Here is a 12,647-nt window from a genome sequence, read left to right as displayed (position 1 = left end):
TTACTTTTTCTTTTTTAAAACAACTAAATAGATGCGGCTTACAAGATACCACACAAAACCTACTGCCATTGCCGATGTATAGGCATACCACTCAAGAGACTTTGCTTCGGGGTGCATAAAGTAATAACAGAAAAAGCCCCCTAAAAATAAAATCAGTGCGAGGAAAGACTGATTCATAAACTTTTGTTGTCTACGAATGCGCGTTTCTTTTTGCATTTGCTGCAATTGCTCATTGCTTAGATCGGTGACTTGGCATTCACAATGCGGGCATTGCTTATGTTTGTCAGATATTGATTTTGCACACTGCGGGCAACTAATAATCGCCATATCTTTCTCCATACTACGCATAAAAAAGGCGCCTTTAGGCGCCCTTTATTGTACTTGTTTTATGAGTCGATGTCTTATTTGAATTTCATTCATTTGTGAAGATTCGAAAACCTGCACAACTAAATTCACTACAAAAACTCAAAAACCTGATTTATTGTTTCTGTTTCGCCTTTTCAGCTAGACGCTTTTCCCAGAAAGTCGCATTTTTAATGCCTAATTTAACTGGATCAAAAGTGATTTCGCCACCGGCTTTCTTTTGATCTTCGTAATCACGTAAGCAGTTAAGGGCAGGTTTTGCCACAAAGAAAATAGCCAAAATACCGACAATGTTGATCCAGGCCATTAAGCCTACGCCAATATCACCAATATTCCAGATATAACCAGAGCTGTTTACCATGCCGTAAGCCACCATAAACATGATGACAAGCTTAACAATAACCAGTGGAATATTGCCTTTGAAATAACGGTTTAAGTAAGCAACGTTCGTTTCAGCAATATAGTAATAAGCAAGAATTGTGGTAAATGCGAAGAAGAATAAAGCAATACCAACGAATGCTTCACCAAAGCCACCAAATACGCTAAATAATGCCATTTGTGTGAAAGCAGCAGAGCCTACTTCTGTTGCAGCATCAACGTTTTGCACAATGAATTGACCTGCAGGTAACTCACCCACAATGTTGTATTGTTTAGTGATTAGAATCATTAACGCCGTTGCTGTACAAACAAAAATGGTATCAACATAAACAGAAAATGCTTGCACTAAACCTTGTTGAGCTGGGTGATCAACTTCAGCAGCTGATGCTGCATGTGGACCCGTACCTTGACCTGCTTCGTTTGAGTAAATACCACGTTTAACACCCCAACCAATAGCAGCACCAAAGCCTGCTTGCGCGGTGAATGCATCAGATAAGATCATTGAGAAGATACCTGGCACTTTATCTAGGTTTAAGAACACCACGATTAAAGCTAACACGATGTAACCTAGTGCCATAAATGGCACCACGATTTGTGTGAAGTTTGCGATACGTTTAATGCCACCAAAGATGATAAATGCAAGCACAATTAAGATGATTGCAAGAGCAACAAGCTTAAAGCTACCTACTTCACCAAAGCTGGTGCTAACCAATGTGCCTTCACCAAAAACTTGTGTGAATGCATTACCTACCGCATTCGCTTGAACGCCCGGAAGGAACACACCACAAGCAATAATCGCCGATACTGCAAATAATACGGCTAACCACTTTTGCTGTAAGCAGCGGTCGAAGTAAAATGCTGGACCACCACGATATTGACCATCTTCTTCTGATTTATAAATCTGACCAAGAGTTGACTCGGCATACGCAGTACTTGCGCCAAGGAACGCAACTATCCACATCCAAAAAATCGCCCCTGGACCACCAAAGCCGATTGCTGCAGCAACCCCGGCAATATTACCGACACCTACACGGCCTGATAACGATACAGCAAGTGCTTGGAACGAAGAAATACCCGTATCTGAATTATTAGAGCTAAGCAATAATTTACACATTTCTTTAAAATGTCTAACTTGTGCGAATCGGGTTAAAACGGAATAAAACAGACCTGCACCTAGACATAAATAAATGAGTGCACTACTCCAAATTATGTCATTAACGGCGCTTACTAAAGCTTCCATGGATATCCTCTATGATTATATTTTTTATTGTTAGTTACGATACTCAGCGTGAGCTTGTGAGAATGCGCGACACGATGACTGTGAGAAATAAAAATGAGATTTTGTTACTTCACAGCTGAACATATTGAATATTAACTTAAACCCACCAAGTTTGTTAACAGTTAATTTTCAATATGCTAAATGTACCTACCTCGTTAACATTTGATGCATCCTGCTCTACACCGTCATTTTTCAGTCAACAGATACAATTACGGGCATCAGTTTTGCTGATGCCCGTAAGGTTCGTTATCTTAATTTATCAACCACGTTAACAATAGCCGCTAACGTATCTTGACCAAATTGATACGAGCGACGGTCTGACCAGCCGTAATCTGGATCTGGTAAATCATCGTTATCTTTAAATGGCATCTCTACCGTGTAAGCTAATGCATTAAATTCATGCGCGACAGCAGAAGAACCGACAGTTAAGTTAGCCTGGCCCGGCTCATCTTTTGGATAACCATGTTCGTCTTGGAACTCAGGCGTCACAGTTAAAAGCGCAGCTTTAAAGCTATCTTCTAACTCTTTTAAGCGATCATCGTAGCCTGGGATACCTTCACTACCCGCAACAAAGTTATAAGGAATTGCCTCGTCACCATGAATATCTAAGTGCATATCAAGGCCCGTTTCACGCATTTTGTTAAGCACTAAGAAAACTTCAGGGCTATTTTCCATGCTCGGTGTTTGCCATTCACGGTTCAAGTTAACGCCTTTAGCGTTAGTACGTAGGTGACCACGCACACTGCCATCTGGGTTCATATTTGGCACGATGTAGAATACCGCTTTAGATAATAGTGCCGCTGCATGTGGGTCTTCATCATCAAGTAATTTATGAAGTAAACCTTCAACGTACCACTCAGCCATAGTTTCGCCTGGGTGCTGGCGCGCCGTGATCCAGATTTTTTTCTTCTCACTGCTAGGAATACCCACTCGTAAAACACTCATGTCACGACCATCAAGGGTTTCGCCTAATGTTTCTAATTCACAAGCATGCTGGCTTTGTGCCCATGCAAGTAAATCTAAGTGGCGGTCATAGCTGTATGGCGCAAAGTAAGCAAAGTACATGCTGCTACACTCAGGCTCTACTTCAAATGATAGTGTGCCGTTTGCGTACTCTGATGGTACACGGAACCAAGTTTGACGGTCGTATGATGCAACCGCATGATAACCTTCCCAGCCATCAGGGTATGCTGAGTTCTCTAGGTTATTAATGTGTAATTTATGGTTTTGAAACGCAGTTGTTTCAAGACGAAAGTGAAACCACTGGAAAAAATCAGACTGATTGTCTTTATTGATTTCTAATTGAATATTCAGTGGATCAACGGCTTCAATAACCTTGATATTACCACTGTCAAAATTGCTGGTGATTTTCATTCTATAAACCTATTGGTTAAAAATAATTCTTAGCTATTCGCTTGTTAGTTAAGAATTAAGTCAACGCTCTGTAGTTAGAACGTTTTGTTAGTAATATGGTGTAGACCCTTAACAGCCTATCACATGCTGAAAATTTGCAAAAACTTTCACGACTAAAAAAGCCAGCATAATGCTGGCTTCTAGATTCTTTATAACTTAGGTATTAGCGAGGTAAGCTTGGGAAAGTTACTTCAGCCATATCACGCATACAGCGTACTACCTGACAGCTATAACCAAACTCATTATCGTACCAAACGTAAAGTACAACGCGGTTGTCATCTACGATTGTCGCTTGTGAATCAACAACACCTGCGTAACGGCTACCTACTAAGTCAGTCGATACGATTTCAGTAGACGCTGTGTAATCGATTTGATCACGAAGGTCTGAATGAAGTGCTGTTTCACGTAAGAACGCATTTAGTTCTTCAACAGTTGTACCTTTTTCAAGATTTAAGTTCAAGATAGCCATTGATACGTTTGGCGTAGGAACACGGATAGCGTTACCAGTTAGTTTACCTTCAAGCTCAGGTAAAGCTTTAGAAACCGCTTTTGCAGCACCTGTTGAAGTGATAACCATGTTAAGTGCAGCAGCACGGCCACGACGCTCAGCTTTGTGGTAGTTATCAATTAAGTTTTGGTCATTTGTGTACGAGTGAACTGTTTCAACGTGACCGTTTTTGATACCAAACTTATCGTTAAGTGCTTTTAACGTAGGGGTAATAGCATTGGTTGTACAGCTTGCTGCACACACAATCTTATCTTCAGATTTGATATCTTGGTTGTTTACACCGTATACGATGTTTTTGATGTTGCCTTTAGCTGGTGCAGTTAATAATACTTTTGCTGCGCCTTTTGCTTCTAAGTGCTGGCCAAGGCCTGCTTCGTCTTTCCAGATACCTGTGTTATCAACAACAAGTGCATTCTCGATGCCGTAAGCTGTGTAATCAACTTCGCTAGGAGAGTTAGCATAGATAACTTGAATGTAGCTACCGTTAGCTTTAATTGCATTGCGCTCTTTATCAATTGTGATTGAGCCATTGAATGGACCGTGGATAGAGTCACGGCGAAGTAAGCTTGCACGCTTTTCTAAGTCGCCGTCTTTACCGCCACGTACAACGATTGCACGTAAACGTAGGTCTGCATAAGGACCTGACTTTTCGATTAATAGACGAGCTAATAAACGACCGATACGACCGAAACCGTATAACACAACATCACGTGGCTCTTTGCGCTCTGAGTTTGCGATTTCTGCTAGTTCGTCAGTTAAGTATTCTTCAACTGAGCGACCTTTCGCAGCATCGTTAAACAAATAACCATACGCTAGTTTACCAATATCGATACGTGCTGAGTTTAAGTCCATTTTGCTAATTGCTTCTAAGAAAGGGAAGCTTTCACGTAAACGTAGTTTTGTACCTTCAAACTGAGCAACTGTTTTGTGTGCTTTGATGATATCGATTGTACTGGCATTAACGAGAGGACGGCCATATACAGCGATTTCGATACCACGATTACGGTAAAGTCTACCAATAATAGGTTGCATACTTTCTGCGTAATCTTGACGTTCTTGCCAGCTGCTTGTGTATTCTAACTCGTGAGATGAGGTCATTTTTTTTACCTAATTAAACAATTTTGAACGGATAGCCTTAAAAAATGTGTTGTGATTTGAGAGCAACACATCTCAGGCAGGGGTATTCTAATTTAAACTCGAACGATTCTCCACTGTTACAGAACAAATCATTGCGCTAGAATAAAGTAGTACAAATTAAGTAGAGGTTAAGGAATGTTATTAAGAGCAAGCGTGTTGCTTGGTTTATTGGCATTAGCAGGCTGTGAAGATCCGCTTACACTAGCGAAAGTGTGCGACGAAACACCTGGCTTCTGCAGTGATTTAAATAAAGACAGTCACTGTAAAGAGCAACGTGCCGAGGTCATCATTCAACGTTATGTTGAATATAAGTCACCAACAGACGAAAACAAATACCAATTATTAAAAGACTTTGAGAAATACGATCAATGTGTATCGCTTGCCGCCAAGATTGAGCACATAAAACTAAAAGAAAAAACCACGTCTCGTGTTGAAGGTCATTTAACAAGCATCAAAGAAATGACTCGAATCTTTCAAGATACCAAAAATACTGACCACCCAGGTTTATTGTATTACCATTGGTCGCGTAATAACGACCAATCTGCGTTAACTAAATTGCTCGCCTTGGAAGAAAAGCAAGATAAACGGGTGACTGAAGATGCCGAAATGCAGTTTTTCTTGGCAAGCTACTACGTGAAGTTTGATGATGAAAAAACCATTGATTTGCTCTACAAAACGCTAGAGTTAAATAAAGCAGGTGAAGCACCCAATCCTGAGATCTACCCTACTCTTGTGAGCTTATTCTACAAACACGAAAAGTATAAACATGCCTACACCTTTGCACGTGTAGCACAATTATCAGGGTATGAAGATGTCGATATTTTACCTATTGAGCATCAACTCGCTGCCGCAGGCAAAAGCCTAGGCAGCTTAGATGATTTAGCACAAAAAACCTACGACAGTATCCAAGAAGGAAGCTTCGTATCACCACGCGGGTTTTGATAATTCCAACTCGCTAATGTGCAGTGCTCAGATAAATAAAAAAGGCAGCTAACGCTGCCTTTTCTTATTTTGCTTTGCTTGTGCCAACTTCTACACGAGTTTTTAGCTTTTGACCTGGTCTAAAAGTCACAACTCTGCGCGCCGAAATAGGAATATCTTCACCTGTTTTCGGATTGCGGCCTGGACGTTCTTTCTTGTCTCGAAGATCAAAGTTACCAAATCCAGAGAGCTTAACCTGCTCGCCTTTTTCTAGCGCTGAGCGGATTTCTTCAAAAAACGCTTCAACTAAATCTTTGGCATCTTTTTTATTGATCCCGAGTTTTTCAAATAGGTGTTCAGCTATGTCGGCTTTAGTAAGCGCCATATCTAGTCCCTCAACGATGCGTTAAATTGTTCGGCCAGTGCGGCCACCACATTATCAACTACTTGATTGATATCTTTCTCTTCGAGCGTTCTATCAACCGCTTGCAGTGTTAGAGCAATCGCCAAACTCTTATAATTTGGCTCAATACCTTTGCCCTTATACACATCGAATAAGTTTAGGTCAACCAATTGATTTCCGCCAACTTTTTCTATGACATTTAAAATATCGCCAGATTTTACGTGATCTTCCACTAAAATCGCGATATCACGGCGGTTTGACGGGAATTTCGACACTGCCACCGCTTCTGGTAATTTTCTTTTTTCTAGTGCAGACATTTCGATTTCAAACACAAATGCTGTGTTGTTGATATCTAGTGACTTTTGCACCTGTGGGTGCACTGCACCAAAGAAACCTACTTTTTTACCATCAACATAAATAACGGCTGATTGGCCTGGGTGTAAGCCATCAGACTGCTCTGCTTTTATCTCAAAACGTGATGAATCATTGCTAATCGCTAAAAGTGCTTCAACATCACCTTTTAAATCATAGAAATCAACGCTACGCTTCTCTTGAACCCAATGTTCACCGTGTGCAAGACCTGAGATTACACCACCAATGACAGCAACTTGGTTTACACCGTTTTCAGCATTTTCGTCACGTAAGAATTTTAAGCCGTGCTCAAATAAGCGTACTCGTGGTTGCTGACGGTTTTGATTATAAACTAGAGACGCTAATAGACCCGGCATCAAGCTCACGCGCATTGCCGACATTTCAACCGAAATTGGGTGTGGCAATACAAGCGCATCACTTTGCGGGTGTAAAATTGCTTGTGCTTTTGGATCAACGAAGCTGTAAGTAATTGCTTCTTGGTAACCACGAGTAACAAGCGTATTGCGGAATTTAGTAACCGTAACATGTGACTCGTCATGGTTAGTCATTTTTAATTTAGCAGTTGGTGCAACGTTAGGAATACTGTTATAGCCGTAAACACGCGCAACTTCTTCAATTAAATCTTCTTCGATACGAATATCAAAGCGATAGCTAGGTACGTCAGCACTCCATACACCATCAACAATTTTCACGTCTAAACCTAAACGCGTTAGGATGTCAGTTACTTTTGCATCATCAATGTGGTGGCCAATAACACGGTCTAAACGCTCTCGACGTAAACGTACTTCTGTTACTTTTGGTAATTTGTCAGTTGCGACTGCTTCAACAACTGGGCCTGCTTCACCGCCAACAATCTCAAGAAGTAATGCTGTCGCACGTTCCATTGCATCTTTTTGCAGTGCAAAATCGACACCACGCTCGTAACGGTGTGACGCATCAGTGTGTAAACCGTAGCTACGTGCTTGACCAGCAATAGCGACAGGGTTAAAGAACGCACTTTCTAATAAAATATCTGATGTTGCTTCAGTTACACCTGATTTTTCACCACCAAAAATACCTGCAATAGCAAGCGCTTTGTTGTGATCAGCAATAACAAGCGTAGACTCGTTTAGTTTAGCTGTGTTGCCATCTAACAGAACTAACTCTTCACCCGCGTTTGCGCTACGTACTTTAATACCACCTTCAATCGCATTTAAATCAAATGCGTGCATTGGGTGACCTAGCTCTAATAACACGTAGTTTGTTACATCAACAACAGGGTCGATTGAGCGAATACCACTGCGACGAAGCTTCTCTACCATCCAAAGTGGTGTTTCTGCATCAAGGTTAATACCTTTAATTACACGGCCTAAATAACGAGGACACGCGTCATCATTCACAAGCTCAATCGATATTTTGTCATCAATCGTTGCAGCAACTGGTGCGATTTCAAGTGTGTTTACATCAACACTGTTAAGTACGCCTACTTCACGCGCTAGGCCTTTAATACCTAGGCAATCACCACGGTTAGGTGTTAAGTCAACATCAATAATGTTGTCGTCTAGGCTTAAGTACTCACGTAAATCTGTACCGATTGGTGCATCACTTGGTAATTCCATGATGCCATCACCTTCTTCGCTGATACCTAACTCAACGAATGCGCACAGCATACCGTGTGAAGGTTGACCACGAAGTTTGGCTTTTTTAATTTTGAAGTCGCCAGGTAATACAGCGCCAACTGTCGCAACAGCTACTTTTAAACCTTGACGACAGTTAGGTGCACCACACACGATATCAAGTAGCTCATCACCACCTACGTTTACTTTAGTTACACGTAATTTATCAGCATCAGGGTGTTGACCACACTCAACAACTTCACCAACAACAACGCCTGTGAACTCTGCTGCTGCAGGCTCAACACCATCAACTTCAAGACCAGCCATTGATAACTGTTCCGAAAGAGCCTGTGTGTCGATTGCTGGGTTAACCCACTCTCTTAACCACTTTTCACTAAATTTCATTTTATATCTTCACTCTTAACGGAACTGGTTTAGGAATTTTAAATCGTTTTCGAAAAATGCACGTAAGTCGTTTACGCCGTAACGCAACATAGTCAAGCGCTCTACACCCATACCGAATGCGAAGCCTGTGTATTTTTCTGGATCAATACCCACTGATTTAAGAACGTTAGGGTGAACCATGCCACAGCCTAATACCTCTAACCACTTGCCGTTTTTACCCATAACATCAACCTCAGCTGATGGTTCAGTAAATGGGAAGTAAGAAGGACGGAAACGAATTTCCATATCTTCTTCAAAGAAGTTACGTAAGAAGTCGTGCAGAATACCTTTTAACTCAGTGAAGCTTACATCTGTATCAACCATTAAGCCTTCCACTTGGTGGAACATTGGCGTGTGTGTTTGGTCATAATCGTTACGATAAACACGACCTGGTGAAATGATACGTAGTGGTGGCTGCTCAGTTTCCATAGTACGGATTTGTACGCCACTCGTTTGTGTACGTAACACAAGCTTAGGGTTGAAATAGAAAGTATCGTGATCAGCTCGCGCTGGGTGGTGCTCAGGAATATTTAGCGCATCGAAGTTATGAAAATCATCTTCAACTTCAGGACCTGATTTAACCTCAAAACCTAACTCACCAAAAAAGCTTTCAATACGTTCAATAGTACGAGTTACTGGGTGTAAGCCACCTGTTGGCATAACACGACCCGGTAAAGTTACGTCGATCGTTTCTGCAGCTAGTTTCTCTTCAAGAGCCTTACTTGCTAGTAACTCACGCTTTTCGTTAATGGCTGTTTGTACTTCTTGTTTTGCTTGGTTAATCACTTGACCCGCTTCTTTACGCTCTTCAGGGGCAATCTTGCCTAGCGTTTTAAGTAAGCTGGTGATTTCACCTTTTTTACCAAGGTAATTAACCCTGATATCTTCTAGTTGCGCGATTTCATTCGCACTGGCGACTGCCTCAAGTGCTTGCGCTAAAATATTTTCTAAGTTCATTGAGTACCTGGTCTTTCACAGAAGGATTTTTGTAATAGCTAATGATAACTGAAAGCAAGGACTAGATTCTAGCCCTACTAAAGCTTTAACGTTGATTTTATAAAAGGAATTGTTAATTTTCTTTGTGCAGCCATTGAGGCATGGTCTAGTTTGTCTAAAACGTCTAATAATGCACGCATATCGCGGCTTAATCGCGTTAATAAAAAGCGCGCACATTCATCAGTTAGTTCAAGGCCGCGCATATGAGCACGGCGTACGAGGGCTTCCGCTTTATCATCATCGCTCATAGAGCGAATTTGTAATGTTGTGCCCCACTTCAAACGCGATACTAAATCAGGAAGATTGATATGCAGCATGTCAGGTAATAAATCAGCTGTGACCACAAGGTATTTACCCGGCTCATTAAAGCGATTAAAAAAGTTAAATAATCCTTTCTCCCATGCATCGTTGCCTGCCACTAAGTGCACGTCATCGATACATAACACATCAAGATTTTCCAGACCTTCAAGCACAACAGGACCATAATCAATCACTTCACGCATTGAAAGTAACATGGTTGATAAACCACGTTCTTGGGCATGAATACAGGTCGCGTACAATAGGTGGGATTTACCAGAATCACCTAAACCGCATAAGTAGGTATATTGAAATTTATTACTGAGCTTTGTGAACGCATCTTTAAGATGACTCACTTCAAGAGAGTTTTCGCCACCAAAATAAGAAGTAAATGTTTCATCATCAGGCAAAGTAACTGGCAATGCCATTTGCATTGGTTCTTGCACTGCGATTAAAGCCCCTGCCACTGATATTCAAGTTCGTCGCTATTCACCACTTGATAAAAATCTCGCGGGTCTTGATAGGCTTTAAAGGCACTATCAAGTTCTAACGCTTTTCTAAAGTCGTTCATGCTGCCAGTATGATTAACTATAAATTGTACGGTATCAGGCGTACGTACAGATATCACAGCGCGAGTAACAACACTTAAGCTCTCTAAACGGCGTTTAGCAAATTCAATATCAACAAAGTTATTAATACCTTTAAGATAGAAAGTTGCTGTTGCAAGTTGGCCAATCATTGTTGGATCAATGGCATATTCTGCTGCTAAGCCACCTGCTAAACTGTCAATCATATCTGCAACAATTTGCTGCTTATCACCCATCAAGCGATTAGTATCGAATAATTCTGCATTAGTGAAACGCCAATCTAGGATCCAGGTTTCTGAATCAGCTTGTTGATACATTCTTGCAGTAATACTGCGCTCTGCACTATAACGACTCGATGCCCGCTCTACGGGTTCAGAGAAATTACCCCATACTTCTGGTATGCCAACAATAGCGCGGTCTTGTAAATCAAGTAATGGCACAACCACAGGTAAACCACGACGACCTGCTTTGTCGTATATAAGCTGTTCAAGCTGCGGATAAGACTCTTGAGTCACCAGTTCACGGCGCCAGTTATCTTCAATGCCTAACCAGATAGCCACTAAAGGACGACGTGTCCCCCACAATGGCAAGCCAAGATCTTTGATTAATGCATTAATCTTATTGGCTTCAAACTTAACAACCAGATTTAAACTGCCATCAGCTTTTTCGTCATATTCGAATTTGAGCATGTAATCTGAAATGTCACGCGTGCGCTGTTTAGCAACAGGGTTTTGATCTGCGCTTGTATCACCACTCACTTTCACCAGCACATTTAGCAGTGCTTCACGGCTTGCTGCCAAACGAGCATCACGTGATTTGTCTGCAACTTTAAGAGTATCTTGATATAAATTAGTCACCTCAACAGCGAAAGTTGAAGCACTCGAAAATAATAATAATAAACAAATAAGTAATCTAGACACAGGCCATTAGTTCTTGCTTTTAAACTGATTTGATCCTAAATCAAAGCCATAAACAAAGCAAAGTTAATTTAATGAACAGTAGCTGAGCAAGTTCGTGAGTTACAAGTTGGGAGTTAGCGAGGGGAAAGTTAGCGAGGGGAAAGTTTTAATGTCTGGCGTAGTTGGGTATAGCGGAGCGAAACCCAACACATCACAGAGCTATCAGCTTTCAGCCGTCAGCGATCAGCCGATAGGTGGAGGTTCTAGGTTCTAGGTTCTAGGCTCTAGGCTCTAGGCTCTAGGCTCTAGGCTCTAGGCAAAGTGTACTTGTAGGAATGGCTTTAGACGTGAATGTGTTTTTATGGCCTGAATTCGGCACTGAAGTGCCTCCTACGGGGGTTGTTGCTGAGGGAGTCTCTGTACTAAAAAACCCCACAGTTCAGCTGACGGCTGACCGCTGATGGCTGATGGCTGATAGCTGACAGCTAAAACGCAAAAAAGCCCGACTCTTTCGAATCGGGCTTTCTCTTATTTGGAGCCTGGCGATGACCTACTTTCACATAGCAGCTGCTACACTATCATCGGCGCTGTTTCGTTTCACTACTGAGTTCGGCATGGGGTCAGGTGGGTCCAAAACGCTATTGTCACCAAGCAAAAGGCGTGGAAAGGATTCTCGACAAAGCGCGTAGCGCTTACGAGTCCTTTGCGCAAGGTGAACTGATTTCGCGTTAAGCGTTGCGGTTCACCCTACATAAATCTGGAAATCTGATATTTTCTTACAGCTTAAAGCTTATGGCTTACAGCTTCGTAAAATCTACTTTAGTAACTTAACTTCTGTTCGTTACGCTGTCATAAAACGCGTTTGGCGTTGTATGGTTAAGCCTCACGGGTAATTAGTACAGGTTAGCTTAATGGCTCGCACCACTTCCACATCCTGCCTATCAACGTTGTAGTCTTCAACGGCCCTTCAGAGACTTTAAAAGTCTAGTGAGAACTCATCTCGAGGCCTGCTTCGCGCTTAGATGCTTTCAGCGCTTATCAGTTCCGAACGTAGC

Annotated in this window: 10 protein-coding genes and 2 rRNA genes; 1 reads left to right on the top strand and 11 read right to left on the bottom strand. The window is 41.7% G+C overall.

Features of this window, described 5'->3' with window-relative positions; all coding sequences use genetic code 11:
* The 4 genes from AOG26_RS03240 to AOG26_RS03225 form a co-directional block, all read right to left on the bottom strand.
* On the bottom strand, nt 1–327 hold the full coding sequence (locus AOG26_RS03240) for a hypothetical protein (RefSeq protein ID WP_054553080.1): 327 nt from the start codon (nt 325–327) through the stop codon (nt 1–3).
* A 151-nt stretch (nt 328–478) separates the two neighbouring features.
* Complete coding sequence (locus AOG26_RS03235; RefSeq protein ID WP_054561212.1) at nt 479–1,981, bottom strand: alanine/glycine:cation symporter family protein; 1,503 nt, start codon at nt 1,979–1,981, stop codon at nt 479–481.
* A 285-nt stretch (nt 1,982–2,266) separates the two neighbouring features.
* Nucleotides 2,267–3,394, bottom strand: a complete 1,128-nt coding sequence (locus AOG26_RS03230; protein WP_054561211.1) for a M14 family metallopeptidase — start codon at nt 3,392–3,394, stop codon at nt 2,267–2,269.
* 202 nt (nt 3,395–3,596) lie between these two features.
* Complete coding sequence (locus tag AOG26_RS03225; protein ID WP_054561210.1) at nt 3,597–5,039, bottom strand: glyceraldehyde-3-phosphate dehydrogenase; 1,443 nt, start codon at nt 5,037–5,039, stop codon at nt 3,597–3,599.
* Nucleotides 5,040–5,213: 174 nt separating this feature from the next.
* On the opposite strand from AOG26_RS03225, the gene AOG26_RS03220 reads away from it, so the two are divergent.
* Nucleotides 5,214–6,020: a DUF2989 domain-containing protein gene (locus AOG26_RS03220; RefSeq protein ID WP_054561209.1), complete on the top strand. Its 807-nt coding sequence runs from the start codon at nt 5,214–5,216 to the stop codon at nt 6,018–6,020.
* 64 nt (nt 6,021–6,084) lie between these two features.
* Here the strand turns inward: AOG26_RS03220 and ihfA are convergent, their stop codons facing one another.
* The 7 genes from ihfA to AOG26_RS03185 form a co-directional block, all read right to left on the bottom strand.
* On the bottom strand, nt 6,085–6,384 hold the full coding sequence (ihfA, locus tag AOG26_RS03215; RefSeq protein WP_002960690.1) for an integration host factor subunit alpha: 300 nt from the start codon (nt 6,382–6,384) through the stop codon (nt 6,085–6,087).
* Nucleotides 6,385–6,386: 2 nt separating this feature from the next.
* The gene (pheT, locus tag AOG26_RS03210; protein ID WP_054561208.1) at nt 6,387–8,774 is read right to left on the bottom strand and encodes a phenylalanine--tRNA ligase subunit beta; all 2,388 of its coding nucleotides are present in this window, start codon (nt 8,772–8,774) and stop codon (nt 6,387–6,389) included.
* Nucleotides 8,775–8,789: 15 nt separating this feature from the next.
* Nucleotides 8,790–9,770, bottom strand: a complete 981-nt coding sequence (pheS, locus tag AOG26_RS03205; protein ID WP_054561207.1) for a phenylalanine--tRNA ligase subunit alpha — start codon at nt 9,768–9,770, stop codon at nt 8,790–8,792.
* Between the two features lie 77 nt (nt 9,771–9,847).
* Nucleotides 9,848–10,558: a DnaA regulatory inactivator Hda gene (hda, locus tag AOG26_RS03200; RefSeq protein WP_171038282.1), complete on the bottom strand. Its 711-nt coding sequence runs from the start codon at nt 10,556–10,558 to the stop codon at nt 9,848–9,850.
* Nucleotides 10,558–11,613 (bottom strand): DUF2066 domain-containing protein, encoded by a 1,056-nt coding sequence (locus AOG26_RS03195; protein ID WP_054561206.1) that lies wholly within the window; start codon nt 11,611–11,613, stop codon nt 10,558–10,560. The genes hda and AOG26_RS03195 overlap by 1 nt, the downstream gene beginning before the upstream one ends.
* 516 nt (nt 11,614–12,129) lie before the next feature.
* Nucleotides 12,130–12,244, bottom strand: a 5S ribosomal RNA gene (rrf, locus tag AOG26_RS03190).
* A gap of 220 nt (nt 12,245–12,464) precedes the next feature.
* Nucleotides 12,465–12,647: ribosomal RNA gene (locus AOG26_RS03185) — 23S ribosomal RNA — on the bottom strand; the annotation flags it as partial.

The sequence above is a fragment of the Pseudoalteromonas sp. UCD-33C genome (genome assembly GCF_001306895.1).
Lineage (GTDB): Bacteria > Pseudomonadota > Gammaproteobacteria > Enterobacterales > Alteromonadaceae > Pseudoalteromonas.
This window is presented reverse-complemented; position numbering and strand designations above follow the sequence as displayed.

What these genes read in the sequence shown, in the direction of transcription:
- AOG26_RS03240 (WP_054553080.1), bottom strand. Translation starts at nt 327, where the DNA reads ATGGCGATTATTAGTTGCCCGCAGTGTGCAAAATCAATATCTGACAAA.
- AOG26_RS03235 (WP_054561212.1), bottom strand. Translation starts at nt 1,981, where the DNA reads ATGGAAGCTTTAGTAAGCGCCGTTAATGACATAATTTGGAGTAGTGCA.
- AOG26_RS03230 (WP_054561211.1), bottom strand. Translation starts at nt 3,394, where the DNA reads ATGAAAATCACCAGCAATTTTGACAGTGGTAATATCAAGGTTATTGAA.
- AOG26_RS03225 (WP_054561210.1), bottom strand. Translation starts at nt 5,039, where the DNA reads ATGACCTCATCTCACGAGTTAGAATACACAAGCAGCTGGCAAGAACGT.
- AOG26_RS03220 (WP_054561209.1), top strand. Translation starts at nt 5,214, where the DNA reads ATGTTATTAAGAGCAAGCGTGTTGCTTGGTTTATTGGCATTAGCAGGC.
- ihfA (WP_002960690.1), bottom strand. Translation starts at nt 6,384, where the DNA reads ATGGCGCTTACTAAAGCCGACATAGCTGAACACCTATTTGAAAAACTC.
- pheT (WP_054561208.1), bottom strand. Translation starts at nt 8,774, where the DNA reads ATGAAATTTAGTGAAAAGTGGTTAAGAGAGTGGGTTAACCCAGCAATC.
- pheS (WP_054561207.1), bottom strand. Translation starts at nt 9,770, where the DNA reads ATGAACTTAGAAAATATTTTAGCGCAAGCACTTGAGGCAGTCGCCAGT.